Source organism: Mesorhizobium sp. B2-8-9 (genome assembly GCF_006439475.1).
Lineage (GTDB): Bacteria > Pseudomonadota > Alphaproteobacteria > Rhizobiales > Rhizobiaceae > Mesorhizobium.
On record NZ_VFTQ01000011.1, the window covers coordinates 19,442 to 39,439 of the forward strand.

Sequence of the window (19,998 nt, forward strand, 5' to 3'; positions counted from 1 at the left end):
TCCAGATGGATTTCGGCACTAATCGATATTTGACCCTCCGCGACCATCGCGATGAAACTGGCTCAAGCGAGTTCAGTGTTTTTGACATCGAACGGCGCTTGTATGGCATGAATATTTCACTAAGTGGAGCGCGCGATGTCCGACGCTAGGAGCCACCACCTCTTTATCAACGGCAAATGGCGAGCCGGCGGTAGCAGAGCCACATTGCCGGTGGTTAATCCGGCGACGGAGAAGGTATTTGCTTCGGTGGCCTCGGCGACCGTGTCGGATTTGGATGAGGCTCTCGCTTCGACAGAACGGAGCCGCAAGGCGTGGTCCTCGCGGCCAGCCAAACATCGTGGCGAGATCCTCGTAGCAGCCGCCAGGATTCTAGCAGAGAGGGCTGGAGCCGCGGCCAGGGACCTGTCGGCCGAACAGGGAAAGACGATTGCCGAAGCGACAGGTGAGTATGTGCGCGCTGTCGAAACGCTGGAATGGAACGGCAGACATGCCGAGGAGCTGTCGACCCCGATTCCGATGGGTCCGAACCGGATGGTCGTCCCGGAGCCCCTTGGCGTCGTTGCTGCCTTTACCCCTTGGAACTATCCGGCCGTTCTCATCGCCCGCAAGCTCGCCCCTGCGCTTGCGGCAGGCTGCCCGGTGATCCTCAAAGGGGCTGAAGAGACACCGAGCGTGGCAGTCCATATTGTTGAATCGTTGCGCCAAGCAGGCGTTCCGGACGGCGTGGTCAATCTGGTCTTCGGTGTGCCGGTGCATATATCGCGGCATTTGCTCAGTTCGCCAATCGTGAAGGTTTTAACTTTCACCGGTTCAACCGCTGTTGGAAAACAGCTGGCCATGCTCGCGGCGAATAATTTGCAGCGCTGCATCCTCGAACTCGGTGGGCACTCCCCGGTTATTGTGTGCGAGGATGCCGACCTGGCAAAGGCCGTACCGGCTATTTCGGAATACAAGTTCGAGTGCGCGGGCCAGAGCTGCAATGCGCCCAGCAGGATTCTTGTCGCGCGGTCCCTCTATGAGGAATTTCTGTCCCGGATGACGGAGGCGGTCCGCAAGATCAGGATCGGCCTACCAGACGACGCTGCAACGGACATGGGTCCGATGGCGAACGCCCGGCGAATAGAAGCAATGCAGCGCCTGACCAAGGATGCGGTCGAACGAGGCGCCCGCATCCAAACCGGTGGCGCCCGCCTTGACCGACCGGGCTTTTACTGGCCGCCAACCATCCTGACGGCCGTACCGAAGGAAGCGAGAGTGCTTCATGAAGAGCCGTTCGGACCGATCCTCACTGTGGCGCCGTTCGATGCGCTCGAGGAGGCGATTGAGGAGGCCAACGCCACCGATTATGGCTTGGCCGCTTATTTCTTCACGGACGCTGCCAATACGCAGCGAAAGCTGATTAATGGCCTTTCGGCAGGCGCTGTCAGTGTGAATTACCTGAAAGGGGTCTCGGCAGACGCGCCCTATGGGGGAGTCAAGCAGAGTGGCTACGGATATGAAGGCGGCGAACAGGGGGTGCGAAGCTTCCAAATCCTCAAAATGGTCAACGGTCTCAGCTCATTTGGATGAAATCGGTGGGAAGTAGAACACGGACCATCGCCGGCAAGGATATCACAAGGAGCGTTGCCGACGCCCTTCAGTACATCTCGTATTACCATCCTCCAGATTACATCCGGTCTCTTTCGCAGGCCTACGTGAGTGAACAGAGTCGAGCGGCGAAGAATGCCATCGGACAGATCCTGGCTAATTCCCGCATGGCGGCCTTCGGACGGCGGCCGATGTGCCAGGACACCGGTCTTGTGGTGTGCTTCGCCAAGGTCGGTATGGACGTCCGCATCAACTCAGCAGCCAGTTTCGCAGACCTCGTGAATGACGGTGTCCGTCAGGCATATCTCGACCCGGACAATCCGCTTCGGGCATCAATTGTTGCCGATCCGCTTGCCCGACGGATGAACACCCGTGACAACACGCCGGCAGTCGTCCACGTTGACCTTGTGCAAGGTAACAAGATTGAGATCACCATTGCGGCAAAAGGCGGCGGTTCGGAGAACAAGGCCCGTTTCACCACTCTGAACCCAAGCGCATCCGTTGCCGATTGGGTGGTCGACACGGTGGCGACCCTCGGCAGCGGATGGTGCCCCCCCGGCCTGATCTCTGTTGGCGTCGGTGGTAGCGCTGAAAAGGCGATGCTGCTGGCCAAAGAGGCCATGAACGAGCCCATCGATATGGTGGAACTGATTGCCAGGGGAGCGTCCAGCCCAGAGGAGGGGCTGCGGATTGAGCTTTATGAGCGGATCAACGCGCTTGGTATTGGGGCCCAAGGCCTTGGTGGTCTGACGACAGTCGTTGACGTCAAGGTTGCGACCTATCCTACTCATGCGGCGTCCAAGCCCGTTGCCCTCATCCCGCAATGTGCCGCCAACCGGCACCTGAAGTTTACTTTGGACGGCTATGGACCCATCCGACTCCAGCCGCCCGATCTGAGCGAATGGCCCGAAATTGGAACGGACGAATTGAGGCCAGCCGGCGTACGCAGGATCAATCTTGATACGCTGGCGAAGGAAGAGACAGCATCGTGGCGCTGCGGGGAAACCCTCCTTTTATCCGGAACGATGCTGACGGGCCGTGACGCAGCCCACAAGCGGATCGTCGAGTTGATCGACGCCGGCAAGCCGCTTCCGTTCGATCTGCAGGGACGCGTTATCTACTACGTTGGACCCGTCCGCGCGGTGGGAGATGAAGTCGTCGGACCGGCTGGGCCAACGACCTCCAGCCGAATGGACGATTTTACGGAAAAGGTACTAGCCGAAACCGGGCTTTTCGCGATGGTGGGCAAAGCGGAGAGAGGGCGGGCGGCAATACAGTCGATTGCAAGATACAAAACGCCGTATCTCATCGCGGTGGGAGGGGCTGCCTACCTGATCTCAAAATCAATTAAGTCAGCGCGGCTTGTGGCCTTCGAAGACCTTGGCATGGAAGCTGTCTATGAATTCGAGGTGAAGGACATGCCTGTCATCGCAGCTGTCGATGTCGAGGGAAACTCCATTCATGATTCCGGACCTCTTGAGTGGCGAAAGCGCATGGCTGCGGACAGCATCGCACGCAACATCGGCGTTTGAACCCTTCGTGACCAAGAGCCGGTCGTTCCAACCCAATTCCAGTGTCGGCAACGGCATAAGAGCTGAAGTCATGAAGGCAAAACCCAATCCTCTGCGCCTGGACGCCTGGGATATCCGCATTCTTTCAGCGATTCAGTCAGACGGTAGGATTTCAAAAAGCGAGCTTGCGAAGCGCGTCCATCTTTCGGCGTCGGCTTGCTCGGAACGTCTCCGTGCACTCGAGGCCGAAGGAATTATTGAGGGATTCTACGCACGGCTCAGTCCAGCCCTCATTGGCGGCATGGTCTTTGTAATGGTGGAGGTCGTGCTGGACCGTCATCGCCTTGAGGACCAAAGACACTTCGAGGTCGCGATCCAAGATTTTCCCGAAATCTTGGATTGCTGGGCAATTGGGGGAAGGATCGATTATCTGATGCGCGTCGCAACACTTTCCATGGCTACCTATCAAGATTTTATGGAGGGGCTGCTGCAGGCAGGGCTGGGGATTGATCAATATTACAGCCTTGTGGTGACCAAACCTGTGAAATCGAATGCACCGATCCCCTTGTCCTCACTAAGACAGCGGTAGACGCCCAGGCCTGATTCCGCGGGTTTGGACCTCCATTCCGCGAATTCCGTGGCGAAACACGCGCATTCCCGTGAAACCCGAAGGAGCGCTTCCCGTATAAGAGGCAACTGGTCGAGCCTGCCCGTAATCAACGGGAGAAGAGGGATGTGCGCGCCTGAGATATCTTGAAACCAAGCAACTGCGAGAGACGGATCCATGGCTGCCAAAGAGAAGTTCAAGTTCAAAATCGAAAACGAAAATTACGATTGGGACAACCGGTTCATAACCGGCGCCGAGGTGCGAGGCGTAGGCCCTGGCATACCGGATAGCATGGACCTTTATGTGAAAAGGCCAGGCCAGCCTGGCCAGTTAGTTGGGCACGAGGACCCGATCGACTTGCTGCCACCGGGGATCGAAAAGTTCTACGCGCAGGATGCAAGTTCCGAAGCCGGAATTGAATAATGCCCCTGTTGTTCGATTCTGATTACGAGACACTCCACAAAGCCGGCGTCAATTTTGAAGAAGAGGAGGGCGCCCGTTTCCTAATATTCAAAAGATTTCCGCTGCCGAAAGGGGTTTACCTGGCAGATGCAAAATCTGCAAACGCTGTCGATGTGTTGTATGAGATTCCGCAGAATTACAATAGCTCGGGTGGGGACATGTTCTGGGTTCACCCACGACTTCACCGGGCTGACGGCAAGCCAATACCAAATACTGGCGGACCTGGTTCCAATGAGGATTCGCGTACGCACAAGGCGACAGTGTTTTGCCGGTGGTCCAGACACTGGCATAAAAATGCCTGGAAGCCAAAGGTCGACGACGTCCAGACAATTATGGACCGGATCTCATGGGCGTTTAAGTACCCGGACGCGAGGCGTTCATGAACGGATATCGGATTTCGATTATCGGTTCCCTCGACGATAGGCTCAAGAGCTGGTTGACCGGGCACCCCGACCGTGACGAGCGGGGCGCGCTCGTCCTCTTCCGCAAAATTGAGAGAACCGTACTGGGTCTGCCGCCGTCAACGCGTTTTGTGGCCGTTGACGCGATTGAGATGGATGGCGACTGGGTGCTGGACAGCTCCCCGGTGCACTTGCGCATCAATCTCCGCAAGTTCCAAGATATCTACTTTCGCTGCGAGCAGGAGCGGCTTGAGCTGGGGTTTGTCCACAGTCACCCAAGGGGCGCTCTGGATTTCTCGACGAAGGATGATCAGAACGAACAAAGCATTCTGAGGGGATACGCTGGCTGCAATGGCCCTGAGGTATCACTTGTCGCGATGATTTTGGCCGACGGACATTGGCGTGCCAGAGTTCGGACGGGTGCGGCCCCTCACGGAGTGGCTGACGTCCGGCATGTGTGTGTGCTCGGGACGCAGCTGTCAGTTCACATCGGCAAGAAGGTCGATGCTGCACCATCGGAAGTGCTAAAGCGACAAGAAGCTGCATTTGGCGAACCATTCAACGAGAAGCTCAGATCGTTGCGCGTAGCAATCGTCGGAGGAGGGGGAACAGGGTCTTCAGTCGCCACACTTATCGCTCGCGCGGGTGTAGGCGAACTCATCATTGTAGACGGCGATTTGCTCGAAGCTAGCAATCTCAACCGCGTTCGCGGATATCGCCGCTGCGATGTAGGCGAGAGCAAAGCTGCTACGTTAGCCCGATATGTTCGGGATCTGGGCCTGAGAGTGACTGTCGTTGCCATTGAGGGGTATGTGAACGAGTCTCCAGAAGCGGTCGATGCCATTTCCAGCGCCGACTTGGTGTTCGGTTGTACTGATGATGTCGCTGGGAGAGAAATTCTCAATCAGGCGGTTTACTATTACTGCCAAGGACTCATCGACTGCGGGCTCACAGGCAATATTGGTCTTGACCAGGACCGTCAGCCGTACCTACGTGATCATAGAGGGCGGGTTAGCACAGTTCTTCCCGAATCTGGTGGGTGCTTAAGATGCCAAGGCGTCGTCACCGAGGAAAAGCTCGATTACGAGAGTGCACTGAAGGCGCGTCCGGAGCTGGCGGAGCTGGATCCAGAGACGCTCCGGGAAGAGTATTATCTGATCGGGGGCGGGGAGCGGGCGCCCGGAGTAGGTCCCTTCACCAGTGCGACCGCCGACATGGCCGTAGCGACCTTGTTTGATCTGGTGCGCCCCTATCGGCGGCTTGCGAGCGACATTCGCCGCGACAATATATGGTACGATTTCGTGCACATGGTAATTTACAGCAATATGCCAAAAGACAACGCTGGTTGTTTTTGCTGCGGTCCAGACGGTTTATTGCTCGCACGCGAGAATGGCTACCGGCTCGGTATGCCGTCACTCGGCAAGCTGTGTTGATTCGCATGTGGTCTTGGTTGTTAAGTTTCCTACGGTGGGCAGAGGAAATCATTCTCGGTCCACGTGGTCCAAAAACACCGGCGGACCGAGTTCCTTCTGAGGCATCGCTCGCGGACGTATCTTTCGCTCGCAATGATGTGGTTGAAAAAACGCCGCCGAATGACGCGGTTCGGCCGGGACAGTTCATAAGCGTCGTGCATAAAGGCCGACCATACTGGGCACTCTTTAGGTGTCCCTGTGGGTGTGGCGATGTGGTTTCATTGCCAACCCACGCGCCACATAACCCCAGGTGGCGCATTGAGGTGAGCGTGGAGGGCCGGCCAACGTTGCATCCCTCCGTTTGGAGAACCAAAGGATGCCTAAGCCATTTCTGGCTCAGCGACGGGAAAGTCTATTGGTGTGAAGACACCGGTGTCGAGCCTTGGCGAGCCCGACCAGACATATACGCAAGAAATCTCTAGAGTGGGTCCTGGAGCCGCGGACGCGTTTGCGGTAAGGCCCGCGCGGCTTCACCGGGCGACGCACCCTTGTCATGGAGATGGGCCGCGCCACCGCGGGTCTCGGCAACGGCCTTCATCGGGAACTGTCCCTCGGCTGCAACAAGCGCCGCAAGTCGGTTTATTTTGAGTCCGACCCGGCCAGCGCGTCCTTGAGGATCTCCACTTGCATGGTCTTGCGGCCGGGAAGCCGCTCGAGGTCGCGAACGTGCTCTTCAAGCCCCGCACTTCTGAACTCCAAAGATTCGTCAGATCCCACCGCAGCCGCTGCAATTCAATCCGTCGATATTCGTCAGCCGCCTGTGCTTGAGTATATCTAAGCCTCCCACATTAGCCGACTGTCCGGTCCAAACGGGCCCAGTCCAGGCAAAGGTACACCAGCTCAGTTGATTTCCACGGCATCTGATCCCGATTCCGCGAATTCGTCTGCAAAAAACATCCATTCCCGCGAAATTCCAGCGGTGTTTCCGGTATACTGCTTGCCAATGAGCTGGCCGGCCAAATGCCCCCGCCATTGTATCGCGAGGAGAGGGACATGCGCTTGAGCAATCTGGGAACCGAGCAACTCCGGGAGAAGGATAGAAGCTTCGTCTTTCATCCTTCTACGCATCTGGCCAAGCACAGCCGAGGCGAAACGCCAAATAGGATCATGGCCGGTGCGGAAGGCGTTTATATCTGGGACACCGAAGGCCGAAGGAGCCTCGACGGTTTCGGAGGCCTCTACTGCGTGAATATGGGTTATGGATGCACGGAGATCGCCGAGGCTATTGCCAGGCAAGCGCACGAATTGCCGTTCGCACACGTCTATGCCAGCCAAGGTACGGAGCCGGTCGCCCTTTTGGCAGAGGCCGTGGTCGAGTATTTCGGTCAGAACATGCGAAGGGTCTATTTTGGCCTCTCTGGTTCCGACGCTAACGAAACCAACATCAAGCTGGTCTGGTACTATAATAATATCCTCGCCCGGCCCGAAAAGAAAAAGATCATCTCGCGAAATCGCGGCTATCACGGATCTGGGCTGGTCACCGGTAGCCTGACCGGCCTTCCGTTTTTTCACAATTTCTTCGACCTGCCTCTGGATTTGGTGCGCCATACCACCACGCCACACTACTACCGCCAGGCGCGCATCGAGGAGAGCGAGGAAGCTTTCTCCCGGCGCTGTGCCGATGAGCTTGAAGCCTTGATCCTGGCTGAAGGACCAGAAACGGTTGCAGCCTTTATCGGAGAGCCGGTACTTGGGACAGGAGGTATTGTGCCGCCCCCCACAGGGTACTGGACGGCCATTCAAGCGGTGCTCGATAAGTACGATATCCTTCTGATCGCTGATGAAGTGGTCTGCGGCTTCGGGCGGACCGGCGAGAAGTTCGGTTCTCACCTGTATAACATGCGTCCGGATTTCGTGACCATCGCCAAGGGGCTGAGTTCCGCCTACCTCCCCATCTCCGGGTCGATCATTGGCGACCGAGTCTGGTCGGTTTTGGAACAAGGAACTGAGAAGCACGGCGCACTTGGCCATGGATGGACATATTCCGGTCACACGCTTTGTGCTGCGGCCGCGCTTGCCAATATTCGACTGCTAAAAGAAAGAAACATCCTGGAACATGTGAAGGATGTCGGACCGTACTGGCAGGCCCGCATGAAAGCCGAACTGGCGGGACATCCCATCGTCGGCGAAGTTCGCGGAGTGGGTATCCTATCCGCGGTAGAGATGATGCGGGACCCGAAACAAAGGATACCATTCGATCCTGACCTTCAGGTCGGGGTGCGCACTGCAGCTGCTCTGTTTGAAAATGGTGTGATCGGACGGGCCATGCCGCATGGCGACATCCTCGGCTATGCGCCACCTCTGATCATTACCCGAAAAGAGATCGACATCATCGTCGGTGCGACCGCGAAATCAGTCGATGCCACATATCGCGCGCTGAAGGCTGAGGGTGCCGTATGATCTTCCAAAGGCGACGGGATTGAGCACTGGCGTGACCATGTGCCAGAATGCTGTCATATCATCCCATGAAAACTCTGCACGGACCAGTCGTAAAGATCCGGCTGCGTCAGGGGCCGTCCTTGGGTGATGCTGGCTTGACTGCATTCTGTTGCGCCGAGCAAACCAAATAGTTGAATTCAAGACATCTGATCCTGAGCATGCTCCGGACCACTTTACTCGCAAGTTGTAACCGACCAGTTCTGCCGCCACTGTCCTGTCCCCCAACAACCAGGGCCTTTGTGCGGCGCGCCCTGCCGGTGTACCTCCCCGCCGGCAGGGCGCCCTTTTTGATTCACCCCATCACCATCATTAAGGGCGGCCGGAAATCAGGCGTTCAAAGATGATTTGCGTATTAGGATGCAGATCGAAACTTAGACGCGACTTTACACCATTGCAGCGCGCCATCCCCACCATTCAACGGAGCGGCCACGCCGAAGATATCGTCCTCAATCATCGATTGCAGCAGAACAATCGCGGCGGTGAATTCTCACACCTCAAACCCAGTGTGGCCATATCTGCTGATCAGCTCCGAGACGCCTGCGAAGTCAATGACAGTTGTCCGGCCATGCACGCGGCGGCCGGGAGGCGTGCAGAAAGAGGAAGAAGCGAGCGCGACTATGACGAGGGACATGCCACTTGTTTTCGAGACATTCCTTGAAAGACTGTCACAGAGTGTCGATGAAGCAGATTTCCGGGAAGCCTTGGCTGAGGCGGCGGCAAGATTTGACCTACTCTCTTTTGCGTACCTGTCTTTGCCATCACTGCCTTCCGGCAAGCCAAGGCTAATTTCGAATTACCCACCTCGCTGGGCCATGCAGTATCTGGAAAATCAGTATGAGAAGCTCGATCCTGTCATCTTGCGTGCTCGAAATGGCGGCCGCCCGTTTCAATGGGGATCGGATTTGTGGGGCGGTAAGATGTCGCCGGCTCAACAGCAGCTATTTGATGAGGCGGCCCGATTCAGCATCCGCTGCGGATTGACGATCCCAATCGTCGATCTACGAGGCCGCACTGCCGCGGTTACGTTCGCCGCCGATGAGCCTCGTCCAGTATTTCTTCGGGTCATCGAGCGGTACGAACAAGCTCTTCAGCTGATGGCCACCTGCTTTCATCGCTGCGTTCGCCGCAAACTGCCGGGCGATCGAACCGTGGATGGGATCTTGCTGACATCGCGCGAATATATGTGCCTGCGGTCGGCAGCGCGCGGCAATTCGGCCTGGGTAACCGGCCGCATCTTGGGCATTAAGCCGCGCACCATCGCATTCCATTTGGAGAATGCCAAGAAGAAGCTGGGCGTGCGCACGCAAAATCAAGCCATAGCCCTTTTGGGGTCCCAAGGGAGCTCGATCCTCTGAGTAGCTCTTTGGTCCGCTGTGCTCGGGTCATCGGTCGCAGCATTTTAACAGCGGCGAAGGGATGCTGAGTCCCTTTGCCGCCCGGCGCAGTCAGGCGCGATGCAGTCGTATATTCCCGTCACACTTTGCACTCAAAGGGCTCAGTCGGCGTCTCGTTCCGACGCTAGTCCGCGTTGCATGGCTATGAGAATAGCTCGCCCCATACTGCTGACGTCAAGCGTCAACCGTGGCGGGCGCCCGGTATTTGAACATCCAGCTTCGCCGAAAACCTACACAGTTGTTACTCGTGGGAGGAGCGGCACTCGATGACGTGCTGCTGTGGCTACTGCCCATCCAAACGGAACGCGATTCCTTTTGTCGCATCAGACCCCCAACCGGCCAAAACCGATGCCCATGAACCGAATTGAGGCTGCCGTTGGCCGTTCCTGGATGCCTCATCAGGCGCCGAGGAGGGGGCTGTAGCCGAAGCAGTGGCGGCCACTGGGCGAGCACTGCGCAATTTCTCAGCTGTCGAACAATTCCTTGTACCCGCTTGTCATCACCCAGTTTGCACGGTCGAGATGACTGCGAACAGCCTTCCTCGCACGCTCCGGTTCTCGTCTCGGATCAATGCCGAGGATCAGATGTGCCATTTCCTCTTCGCTAGCATCGTCGCCGGATGCATCGAGGAGCCTCATGTAGGTTGTAAAGTGCTCCTTGTCGTAGGCTGTGATGCCGTCTGACCAGGGCACTTCGTCGGTAATCGCCATGTCCGATTTAGGCTGTAACATTGCTGATCCTAGCTCCAGATGATCGCCTCGGCGACTTCTCTCCCGGCAAAATGTGAATTACATATTATAGTTGATAAACTCAAGTCGCCTGATCCGGTGGCTTGCGTGCATGGATATGCGCAAGTTGATCGGACGGAATGTGCAGCGGATCAGGCAAAGGAAGCGTCTGACCCAGGAGCAGCTTGCCGACATTTCCGGCTTCAGCCAGCAGTACATCAGCGGTTTGGAGAAGGGCCGAAGAAATCCGACGATCATCACGATCTATGAACTGGCGTTGGCGCTCGGCGTCAGCCACATGGATCTGGTACGGCCCGACAAACAGGCCTGAAGTGGCGGTTCATGTAATTACTAGGAGCCAGCGCCTGACGGCGCTCACTGGCTCTCACTGGAGGTCCGATCTCCCCCGGGGCGACCAGCTATCGCCGCCAGCCCTTTGCCGATGAGTGTTCGGCGGGGCTCGCGGGCAAGGTGACTGAGAGAACCAGCGCTACGACGTTACAGTCGAGGTTACGACGTTCTGATCAAAGGTGGGCGCGACGCATGCTGATCGCGTACCTCGACAGGCGTCCTTGTGCTGGGCGTTCTGCAGAAGTCGTCACGGGAAACTGAAACTAACCCGAGGAAGGGGGAACGCTAACGGGCGCCTGAGGGGGCCCGTTGGCTCAAAGCGCTCACGAGGCCGCGGTATCATCGGTACGTGACACCTGCGCCGATCAGCCAGGGATCGAGCTCCGCCTTGCCCGTCTGGCTGTTACCGGCCACGGTGACTTCGAAGTCCGGCTTCAGGAAAAGCTTCTTCACGTCGAAGTTGACGCCCCAGTGCTGGTCGAGCTTGTAGTCGAACCCGACCTGCAGCGCGGTGCCGAAGGTGTTCTTGACCTTGAGATCATCGGCGCTGCCGGCCTTGATAAAGGATCGTATAGTTCACGCCGGCGCCGACATAGGGCTTGAAGGCGCCGAAATCGGTAAAATGATACTGGAATGTGAGCGTGGGCGGCAGCAGCCAAACCTTACCAACCTTGCCTAGCCCCATCGAGCCTTGGCCATTGATGTTGGCAAAGGTGGCGCCGAGTATGGGTTCGGCGGCGACGTTGTCCGAGAATATCGAGTTCAGGCGTCACCGTGTTCGAATAGGAAAGACCGGAGCCAGACACCCCATTGACGTAGCCCGAATCCCCAGTGATGACCCCCAAAGCGCGCAGGCGGATCTGCCAGGGCTTGGCCATTCCGCGACCGAAGGACCCTCGTCGGGGCCGCACGGTTCTGGAAGGTCTGACGCGACCGCCTGCTGTCCGATCAGCATCAGGACGACAGCCGCTGTTGCTGCCCGCGCAGGTTCATTCGCTTTGTTGACTGATATCTCTTGCTCTTCAGAACTAACGAATTATCATGCAACTAGTCTATTTGATTAAGATAGATGGAGCTGTGCGCGCATTCTGACCAACTGTGATCGCGTTATTGCTTTTGTCGCAGTCCTCGACCTGTGCTCCTTCGTTCGTGCTTGCTTTCGTCGTGCTCCCGGTCGTCCATACACGTTACCGGCGTGCCAGCCGATCGCGCCGCCAAGCAAAATGTCGCCTAAGCCAATGAACGCGCCCGGGTCGGATTCCTGCCGTAGCTGTGCCCGCCCGGGCTGGTCCCGCAGAAGCAACCGGATAGGCACCGTATTAACCTAGCCGAATGTGGTCCCCCGAGGAGCGCAGGCGGATATGCCAAGAGCTTGACTCCTAGATTGGTGTCGTAGACGGGCACGGGTAAGCGCAACGGGACGGGGGAGGCGGGGAGGCGCAGGTACTTGTGGATGACTCGTCGCGACAACCTGCTGTGCCAGCAGCATCAGGACAACGGCCGTTACTACTCCCTGCGCCAGTTTCATTTATTTGATCCCATGATATTGCTCCTTGCTCTTCAGAAAATGGTAGACTGCGATAGTCCTGCAGTATTGATTGAGGTCGACAGCGTACGGGGGCGCATTTGCGCAAACCGTGCTCGCATTATTTTGCACCTTTGCCGCACCCCTCGACCTGTACTCAGTCATCCGAAGTTCGCTCTCCCCGAGCTCCCGATCCTTTGTGAAAGCTATCGGCGTGCCAGCCGATCGCGCTGCGAAGGAAATTGATGCCAAGACTAATGAATCCAGCGCGCTCCCGATTGTCTTTACCGTGCCCGTGCCCGCCTGCGACGGGCTCGTAGAAATAAGCCGGATAGCCGAGGGCCTGCAGCTTTGCGGCCATCTTGCGCGCGTGGCCCGGGTGAACGCGGTCGTCACGCTTCGTGGTGGCGAGCAGGATCGGCGGATAGGGCTGTCCCGGCGTGGCGGCGTGATAGGCGGAGATTTCCTTCAGGAAAGCCCAATCCTCAGCCTTGTCCGGATCGCCATATTCGTCGATCCAGCTCGCGCCGGCCAGGAGCTTGGTGTAGCGGCGCATGTCGATAAGCGGAACCGTGCAGAACAGCGCGCCGAAATGCTCGGGATAGCGAGTAAGCATGTTGGCGATCAGCAGGCCGCCATTCGAGCCGCCCTCAGCGGCAATCCGCCTCGGTAGTGTGATGCCCCTTCGTACGAGGTCGGCTGCTACGGCAGCGAAATCGTCATGGGCGAGACGCTTGCCCTCCCTCCGTCCGGCATCGTGCCAGCGGGTGCCGAACTCGCCGCCCCCGCGGATATTTGCCACCACACACGTGCCGCCGCGTTCGAGCCACAGCTTGCCGAGCGAGGAGTTGTAGTGGGGCAGGAGCGATATGCCGAACCCGCCATACGCGGAAAGGTGAACCGGGGCATCTCCGTTCCCGTTCGCCGGACCGACCTGCATATAGGGAATCAATTCATCATCGATCGAGACTGCCTCGTGGCGCGTGACCACCAGTCCGGATGCGTCGAAATTCTCCGGGCTGCGCTTCAGGACCACTGGAGCGCCAAGAGGCGGCGCATCATTGAGATCGAGTAGGAGCAGTTGCGACGGTGTGATCGGGTCCTGAGCCGAAACGAGGACCTCTCCATTGGTCTCGTGATCTGCCGCATCGAGGGACCAGAGGTGGACGGTCCCTTGCGCGGGCACCGTGTCCAGGGCTCGGCGCGTCCATTCCTGGCGACCCGGGGTGAACACCTCGAAACGCGGAGCGAGGTTCTCGAGGTAGGCGACAATGAGCTTCCCGTCATTCCAGAAGAATGACTGCAGACAGCGCCTCTCGCCCGGTTCAAACAGGGTGCTGAAACGGCGTTCGCCACCGATGAAAGAAGAAAGCGAGATGCCGATCAGCGCGTCCGCGGGATGGGTGGTCCCTCTCACTGTCCAGGGCTTGCGCGGCTTTACCGCCAGCCAATCACCGAAGCTGGCCCACCAGGCATCCCGAGGAAGGTTGATCTCAAGCTTCGGCCCGCTCCTGTCGCCGATTTGGACTATCTGCTTGAAGAAGCCAGTATTCTCGATGAACCAAAGGCGCTCGTTCTCGACCGTGCGGTCCAGATGACCAGACACGCTTAGGGATTCGGAACCCGTCTTGAAGATTACCGGCGCGGTGAGGGGATCGGCGCCACGCTTCCACAACCGCACGGCCCGCGCGAAGCCGGAACGGGTGGCCATGTCATGACCAAGCGCACTGAAAAGCAGAAGCGTGTCAGGGTCGAGCCAATTTATCCCGCCCTTGGCCTCTGGGAGATTGAACCCGTCGGCGACAATGCTCAAAGAGCTAAGGTCGAATTCGCGATGCACGACCGCGTCGCTGCCCCCGCGCGACAGGCGCAAGACGGCTCTTTCGCGCGTCTCAGGCTCGATCGACGCGCCGCCCCAGACCCAGTCTTCTCCGTCGCTAGCGGCCAGGGCGTCCAGATCGACCAGTAGCTCCCACTGGGGATCCGCATTCATGTAAGCGGCAAGGGTGGTCCGGCGCCACAACCCGCGCGGGTTTCCGGCATCTTGCCAGAAATTATAGAGGTACTGACCGCGGCGCGTGACGAGCGGAATCCTGTCGAAACGGTCGAACATCACTCTAAGCGCCGCCCGGTCGCGCTCGAACTGCGTTCCCGCGAAGTGCTTCAGGGTCTTTGCCGACTGGCTGGCGGTCCACGCAAGTGCCCGTTCGCCTTCTACATCTTCGAGCCAAAGATGGGGGTCATCGTCGGGCGCATTCAGCGTTGGGCGAAAATCGAATTCGCTCATGACCGAAAGACCTGAGAAATGAAAGCGGAAGGGCTCTCGTCCGCTCGAGACGGCCCAATGTTTGCGGCGGTGTCCGCATGTTCGAAAAGCGTGATCATGGATGAGTTCTTCCCAACCGGTGGCGTCGCAGTGCTCCTGCACATAGGACCGCAGCTCTCGTGCCAACTCGGAAGCCCTTACGGAACAATGCGATCGCTCTGACAGCGCCGTGTCAGATGTCAGACATCGTCGCGAATGCGACAACGAGTGCACCGCGTAATCACCGGATCAACTCAGGCCCGATAGCTGACACCGTGCAGCTCACAAGGAATTTGGTTGGCCGCCGACATCTTCGCTCCGGAAGGCTTCGCGTATGCGAGTCAATGGCGGCCACCATGATGCGATGGACGAGTGAGCGACGAAGACCGGCTGCCACCTGTGGGTTTAGACCCCGCCGGCGGCAAAAACCGGAGCCAGGCAAGGAATTGGACGCCGCTTGGGCGATCTGAGGGTTGCCCAAGCTCTACCGCAATCTCGGCCTGCACCGTCCCCTTGATTGGATTCTTGAAGTCTGTCGATCAAGCCAGCAAGCTGTTCGGGCGAATGCAGTGGACTGGTCGCCAAGGCAGGTTGGGGTGATGTCGGGCCGCCGTCCGATATGCGATACGCGGGTTCAGGAGGGGCGGTAGAGTCCATGAGAGAAAATTCCCCCAGGAGACCTCCCGATCACTGACCTTATAGCGCTAGCGCTATGACAACTTGCCCATAACCAGCGTGCAATCCACCGCGGCGCCCACTGCCCCTCAAGGAAAATCTGGCACGGGTCTCACGAGCCGATCACGGACTTGAAATCAATTGCGTTGGCCTGCACAGGCCGGGGTGGCTGCCGCTATGCGGATGCGACGGCCTGGATGCGTGGTGCGCGCGCCTTCTACTCTCGACAGTGCCGATGGCACACGGTTCGACGAAATGCCTCTATCGAGGTCTGGTGCGCTCAGCGCCGGCATTGGCTGAAAAGGTCCAGAGGCCGGCCCAGGCTGCACGGGAGCACTCAATCCCATTCAACCCGTTCTTCGCAACGGCTTGCCCGCGGACACGTCGGTATGAAGCACGTTCCCAAGTCCTTCGAGGTTAAGCGAACACCGAAATGCCGACTCGGTCGCAGCGCTACTGTTCGGCATAAAGTCTATTTTGCGTCATCGAAAAAAAGTAATTGATCAGCTTTTACGGCTGTTTCTGGGTAAACCTCTAAATATCTCATTGTATTGTTGTCATGTATACGGTCGCGAACATAGAAAAATCCTATCTTAATGTTCTTACGAAGCGAACGTATGTTCGTTGGTCGAACGAATGAAGTCACTTTCTCCAGTTTTAAATATTCAAAAGCAAATTGGACAACCGCCCTGCCGGCCTCGACTGCTATCCCCTTTCCCGAAGCCGCAAGGTTGAGACAAGTTACTATTTCAACATTATTCGGATCTTCTGGAAGGTACAGGCCGCTGCGAGCCAACCCACAGTAGCCAGCGAATTTGTTGCCTTGGTCTGGATCTTTGACGAACAGCATCCATAAGCCGAAACGATTGTTCTGCCAATGATTAATGAACTCAAATAGTGCAGCTTTCGACTGCTCAATCGTCGGAGCGAGTCCACCCCTGGCGTTAACCACGAACGGATCGCTACGAAGGCCATGCAAAAGAAGCTCGTCGCTATGCGACGGCGGCCTCAGGAATAGGTGTGGCGTTTCTAAGATGTGCATAAGCAGATGCCTTGTTTCTAAAAACTTAAAGTTAGGGGCACCTAAAGAAGGTGCAGTATGGTTCCTAGATGGAACGTGCAGCTTGATTCCAAGAATACTCATTACTTGGATAAAATTCTGGTAAATCTCTGCAAAAATATTGTTTCAGAAATGCAGAAGGCTGATAAAACCCGCCGAGAGGCGCATCCATTTTCACGAAGATTTATCTTAAGTCACACAATGAGGTTGCGTACTTGCGCAGAAATGGAGAACGACGCCCTTGGCATAGGCCCACCTCCGACCGCTCGGTGGGCGCGCAGCTGTGTTTCGCGATTGCGTGACAGCAAACGCCTTGCTCGCCCGCTTCGGTGATCACCATCCGCGGTCACAGCTCCCGACGTCGCGAAAAGCGTCACTCCGGCCTTGCGACGGCCTCGAGACCACGAAACCGCAAGCAGATGAGATCAGTCTTCGTTTCGCCCAAGGAGCCGAATCCTTACTTCGCTTGACAGTACACCCGGACCAAGGGCAGTGGGGACAAGTCTGCCTCGGAAATCAGCGGCATCCAGGGGCAAGCGAAGCTCAGCCGCTGCATTCCACAGCGCTCTGAAAACCCCGGCGTGAGCACCACCCAAGAAGCGATTGCGGGCCTCGCCGGTCTGTTTTTCGGTCCTCTGAGCAGTCGCCTTCACCTGTACAACTATACAGGATGCCCTAGCGTGAATCTTGGTCTCCAATGGCGGGGAACTTCCCCCAGGAGACCTCCATGGCCAAGCTTATATCGCTGGCGCTACGACGACCTGCGCACAATCAACTAGAAACCCACCGCTGCGGCACGCGGTCTTCAAGGAACGTCAGGAATGCGGCGCAGGAACCGGCCACTGGCGGCGAGCCAACTCACTTGGCCAGCTCGGGCCGTGCTGGCTGCGCTGGTTCGGTCATGTCGCCGCTATTTGCCGGCGTGTTCGGCCCTGAACGGTGCCGACCGCAACAGCTTCGACGAAACGCATTCGTCGAGGTCTGGTGGCCCCTGCGCCGGTGCTTTGCCAACCGGCATGATGTTTCGACCTGCCTGGGGGCTGGCAGGGGAGCAAAATGATGCCTGCAGTTCTCGTGAATGGCGCCGATGGGGCTGATTGGCGCGATGAAAGATCATACGATTACACCTCAGCTCTGACGCCGCGCGAATGGGCCTGGGAGTTCTTACGCCGGAATCCAGCATTCCAGCCTGATGTGACCACAGCAAGCCGGCAGGCCAATACTTTGTCGTACCGACCTTTTCTCAATGTGGTCACCGTGGCCTGCGAACTGTCACGCTGGGGTGTTCTGTTTCGCCGAGTCTCATGGGCGCAATTCGGTCGTATTCTGGTCTCCGCTATGGTGCGCTCATGTGCTGCCGGTCATTGCAGAACAGCTGTCCGCGTGGTCGGGCACAGCGCCGTTCGAGCTCTCGGCATTGCCGTGCCGTTCGACGGTTCTGCTAGCCCCCGACAAGGGCCAGCATGTTCTTCTTCGGGATACCAAGCACACGCTCCAACTCGCCGTCTCTGGCGCGGATATCTTGCACCCCGTTTGCCTCCGTACCGAGGCCATCTGGCCCGAGACCCTTTCGAAGCACCGTCTTAGGGCGATCGAGTCCCTCAATCGTCTAAATGTGGGTCAACAGCTTCCTGCCCGCTTATTCCCGCCAGAAAAGCGGGGTCCTCGTTTGACCTTCGTTCTTCGTGCGCTCGACGGCTCACTTGCTGGGGCGTCACATCGCGAGCTCGCCGAAGCGCTGATTGGTCAACAGCGCGTCCATGCCGACTGGAGGGATCCTCGCGATCATCTGCGCGACCGCATTCGCCGCGCTGTCTCTCGTGGCCGCGCCCTCATGCATGGAGGGTACAGGGATTTCCTTTTTTGAAAAGTGACGGTCCGCCCCGTACATCAGCCGGCGAACAGTTCGGATCCAGAACGTCAGTTCGCCCGGTCCCACTTGGCGGGGAAAGACCTTACAGGTGCGCTCTGGTTCAACCCGTCAGTCGATGCCGAGAGGCACGTTCGAATGTTCCACAGGTGACAATGTCGAGTACGCAACGGAGAAAAAAGCTGCCGCGTCGGGTATACGCTATACGCAGCGGCCGAGCCAGTTCTTCCCAGCAACGGCAGACCGCCGGCATGGCTACGTGGGTGTAGTTCGACTAACTTGTCATGCTTATCACTTCTTTTGCGGCCAGCTTTCCACCAGATTGCGCTGGGTTGACGGCCCGGAACGTAGAGGGAGCACGTTCAGGCTTGGTGTCGGGGTGCCTTCGGCTTGTTGGTTCAGATGATCTGGCCCAGATCCGCAAGGCAATCGACCACGTAATCCGGTCTGAATGGAAACCGCTCTATGTCAGCCAGTTTGGTCACTCCAGTAAGCACAAGGGCTGTTTTCAGGCCCGATTCCAGCCCTGCGAGCACGTCGGTATCCATGCGGTCCCCGACCATGATGGTATCGACAGCTCGCACTCCCAGCCGGTCGAGCGCATTGCGCATCATGAACGGGTTCGGCTTCCCGACGAAATAGGGCTGACGGCCGGTGGCCTTCTCTATTAGTGCTGCGACTGCCCCGCACGCCGGATGGGAGCCTCGTTCGGTCGGGCCAGTCGCATCTGGATTGGTGGCGAGAAAACGCGCTCCCTTCGCCACAAGCTCGGCGCCAGTTGCGATCTGCTCATAGTGGTACGAAATTGTATCCCCGAGGACCACGAACTCGGGCGAAAACTCCGTTATCCGGCAGCCTGCCTGCCGCAGAGCCTCAACCAGACCGTGGTCGCCGATGACATAGGCAGATGATCCGGGCTTTTGCAGTTCCATGAACCGCGCAGTGGCGAGCGCCGATGTGTAGATGTGCTCTGGCTGCACGGCGAAGCCAACCGCTCTTAGACGCTCGGCATGATCTTCGGGTGTGAAGCGCGAGTTGTTGGTGAAGATCTGAAACGGCTCACCCGTGGCGATTAGCCCGGCCACATAGCCGACCGAGCCAGCAATCGGTTGGCCGCCGCGGACCAGGACTCCGTCCATGTCGAGCAGATGCGCTGTGATCATTGGATATCAACCCTCGATGTCTTTCGTGCATGCACGGCCTGAGCACGGCTTGTGTCACTGATCTTCTCCAGGCGAGAATGCCGGCGACTGTACCGATTGAGAGCGATGCGCGAAGGGCGCCCAGTTGGCCGTGCGGCAATAAGGAGGTTGCGGCGTAAACGTGTCGGGCGCACCGCTCGCCGTGCCGACGCCCTGCGCCGTCGGCTGCCGACTTCGCTGCGTCAACGCAGCTGATGGACAATGCGTCTCTAGTTCCCAGCGAACCACAAGCCTGGCGAGACGTGCCGCGCTTGGATCAGGATGCGCAACCTGCCGTCCGCTTGTGGCACCTTGCCTCGTCGCTGTAGAGGCGGTTCACGTAGCACGGCGTCTAGATCTCACTTAAGGCGCGCAGGCCAGGGGCGCGGTGAACGACCCGAAACCAGCCGGAAGAAGGTTCGCCAAAGCG

General features: G+C 58.0%; 14 protein-coding genes and 2 pseudogenes. 10 read left to right on the plus strand and 6 right to left on the minus strand.

Annotated elements, in window-relative coordinates; genetic code table 11:
• Nucleotides 1–135 precede the first annotated feature (135 nt).
• The 6 genes from FJ423_RS15255 (at nt 136) to FJ423_RS15280 (ending at nt 6,001) form a co-directional block, all read left to right on the plus strand.
• The gene (locus FJ423_RS15255) at nt 136–1,569 is read left to right on the plus strand and encodes an NAD-dependent succinate-semialdehyde dehydrogenase (RefSeq protein ID WP_064994228.1); all 1,434 of its coding nucleotides are present in this window, start codon (nt 136–138) and stop codon (nt 1,567–1,569) included.
• Entirely contained in the window at nt 1,566–3,119 is a 1,554-nt protein-coding gene (locus FJ423_RS15260; RefSeq protein WP_064994210.1) for a fumarate hydratase, read from the plus strand. Before FJ423_RS15255 ends, FJ423_RS15260 begins: the two co-directional genes overlap by 4 nt.
• A gap of 70 nt (nt 3,120–3,189) precedes the next feature.
• Nucleotides 3,190–3,687 (plus strand): Lrp/AsnC family transcriptional regulator, encoded by a 498-nt coding sequence (locus FJ423_RS15265; RefSeq protein ID WP_064994209.1) that lies wholly within the window; start codon nt 3,190–3,192, stop codon nt 3,685–3,687.
• Nucleotides 3,688–3,882: 195 nt separating this feature from the next.
• Nucleotides 3,883–4,128, plus strand: a complete 246-nt coding sequence (locus FJ423_RS15270; RefSeq protein WP_064994208.1) for a multiubiquitin domain-containing protein — start codon at nt 3,883–3,885, stop codon at nt 4,126–4,128.
• Complete coding sequence (locus FJ423_RS15275; protein ID WP_064994207.1) at nt 4,128–4,550, plus strand: E2/UBC family protein; 423 nt, start codon at nt 4,128–4,130, stop codon at nt 4,548–4,550. Before FJ423_RS15270 ends, FJ423_RS15275 begins: the two co-directional genes overlap by 1 nt.
• Complete coding sequence (locus FJ423_RS15280) at nt 4,547–6,001, plus strand: ThiF family adenylyltransferase (protein WP_064994206.1); 1,455 nt, start codon at nt 4,547–4,549, stop codon at nt 5,999–6,001. The genes FJ423_RS15275 and FJ423_RS15280 overlap by 4 nt, the downstream gene beginning before the upstream one ends.
• 486 nt (nt 6,002–6,487) lie before the next feature.
• Here the strand turns inward: FJ423_RS15280 and FJ423_RS34150 are convergent.
• Nucleotides 6,488–6,718: pseudogene (locus FJ423_RS34150) on the minus strand (IS3 family transposase); the annotation flags it as partial.
• A 315-nt stretch (nt 6,719–7,033) separates the two neighbouring features.
• Between FJ423_RS34150 and FJ423_RS15285 the strand changes: the two are divergent.
• On the plus strand, nt 7,034–8,440 hold the full coding sequence (locus tag FJ423_RS15285; RefSeq protein ID WP_064994227.1) for an aminotransferase: 1,407 nt from the start codon (nt 7,034–7,036) through the stop codon (nt 8,438–8,440).
• Nucleotides 8,441–9,096: 656 nt separating this feature from the next.
• Entirely contained in the window at nt 9,097–9,834 is a 738-nt protein-coding gene (locus FJ423_RS15290; protein ID WP_064994226.1) for a LuxR family transcriptional regulator, read from the plus strand.
• 503 nt (nt 9,835–10,337) lie between these two features.
• On the opposite strand, the gene FJ423_RS15295 is transcribed toward FJ423_RS15290, so the two are convergent.
• Entirely contained in the window at nt 10,338–10,604 is a 267-nt protein-coding gene (locus tag FJ423_RS15295) for a DUF2285 domain-containing protein (protein WP_064994205.1), read from the minus strand.
• 109 nt (nt 10,605–10,713) lie between these two features.
• Between FJ423_RS15295 and FJ423_RS15300 the strand changes: the two genes are divergently transcribed.
• Complete coding sequence (locus FJ423_RS15300) at nt 10,714–10,932, plus strand: helix-turn-helix transcriptional regulator (protein WP_013533400.1); 219 nt, start codon at nt 10,714–10,716, stop codon at nt 10,930–10,932.
• A 359-nt stretch (nt 10,933–11,291) separates the two neighbouring features.
• On the opposite strand, the pseudogene FJ423_RS15305 reads toward FJ423_RS15300, so the two are convergent.
• The 3 genes and pseudogenes from FJ423_RS15305 to FJ423_RS15315 form a co-directional block, all read right to left on the minus strand.
• Nucleotides 11,292–11,718 (minus strand): annotated as a pseudogene (locus tag FJ423_RS15305) (OmpW family outer membrane protein).
• A gap of 916 nt (nt 11,719–12,634) precedes the next feature.
• Nucleotides 12,635–14,764 (minus strand): prolyl oligopeptidase family serine peptidase, encoded by a 2,130-nt coding sequence (locus tag FJ423_RS15310; RefSeq protein ID WP_064994204.1) that lies wholly within the window; start codon nt 14,762–14,764, stop codon nt 12,635–12,637.
• 1,165 nt (nt 14,765–15,929) lie between these two features.
• Nucleotides 15,930–16,601, minus strand: coding sequence for a GNAT family N-acetyltransferase (locus FJ423_RS15315; RefSeq protein ID WP_084015908.1), 672 nt, complete (start codon nt 16,599–16,601; stop codon nt 15,930–15,932).
• Nucleotides 16,602–17,763: 1,162 nt separating this feature from the next.
• Between FJ423_RS15315 and FJ423_RS15320 the strand changes: the two genes are divergently transcribed.
• On the plus strand, nt 17,764–18,384 hold the full coding sequence (locus tag FJ423_RS15320; protein ID WP_084015906.1) for a DUF2285 domain-containing protein: 621 nt from the start codon (nt 17,764–17,766) through the stop codon (nt 18,382–18,384).
• Nucleotides 18,385–18,785: 401 nt separating this feature from the next.
• Here the strand turns inward: FJ423_RS15320 and FJ423_RS15325 are convergent, their stop codons facing one another.
• Entirely contained in the window at nt 18,786–19,550 is a 765-nt protein-coding gene (locus tag FJ423_RS15325; RefSeq protein ID WP_064994202.1) for an HAD-IIA family hydrolase, read from the minus strand.
• Between the last annotated feature and the right edge of the window lie 448 nt (nt 19,551–19,998).

Coding starts and splice junctions, on each gene's coding strand:
- FJ423_RS15255 (WP_064994228.1), top strand. CDS start 136: ATGTCCGACGCTAGGAGCCACCACCTCTTTATCAACGGCAAATGGCGA.
- FJ423_RS15260 (WP_064994210.1), top strand. CDS start 1,566: ATGAAATCGGTGGGAAGTAGAACACGGACCATCGCCGGCAAGGATATC.
- FJ423_RS15265 (WP_064994209.1), top strand. CDS start 3,190: ATGAAGGCAAAACCCAATCCTCTGCGCCTGGACGCCTGGGATATCCGC.
- FJ423_RS15270 (WP_064994208.1), top strand. CDS start 3,883: ATGGCTGCCAAAGAGAAGTTCAAGTTCAAAATCGAAAACGAAAATTAC.
- FJ423_RS15275 (WP_064994207.1), top strand. CDS start 4,128: ATGCCCCTGTTGTTCGATTCTGATTACGAGACACTCCACAAAGCCGGC.
- FJ423_RS15280 (WP_064994206.1), top strand. CDS start 4,547: ATGAACGGATATCGGATTTCGATTATCGGTTCCCTCGACGATAGGCTC.
- FJ423_RS15285 (WP_064994227.1), top strand. CDS start 7,034: ATGCGCTTGAGCAATCTGGGAACCGAGCAACTCCGGGAGAAGGATAGA.
- FJ423_RS15290 (WP_064994226.1), top strand. CDS start 9,097: ATGACGAGGGACATGCCACTTGTTTTCGAGACATTCCTTGAAAGACTG.
- FJ423_RS15295 (WP_064994205.1), bottom strand. CDS start 10,604: ATGTTACAGCCTAAATCGGACATGGCGATTACCGACGAAGTGCCCTGG.
- FJ423_RS15300 (WP_013533400.1), top strand. CDS start 10,714: ATGGATATGCGCAAGTTGATCGGACGGAATGTGCAGCGGATCAGGCAA.
- FJ423_RS15310 (WP_064994204.1), bottom strand. CDS start 14,764: ATGAGCGAATTCGATTTTCGCCCAACGCTGAATGCGCCCGACGATGAC.
- FJ423_RS15315 (WP_084015908.1), bottom strand. CDS start 16,601: ATGAGTATTCTTGGAATCAAGCTGCACGTTCCATCTAGGAACCATACT.
- FJ423_RS15320 (WP_084015906.1), top strand. CDS start 17,764: ATGTGGTCACCGTGGCCTGCGAACTGTCACGCTGGGGTGTTCTGTTTC.
- FJ423_RS15325 (WP_064994202.1), bottom strand. CDS start 19,550: ATGATCACAGCGCATCTGCTCGACATGGACGGAGTCCTGGTCCGCGGC.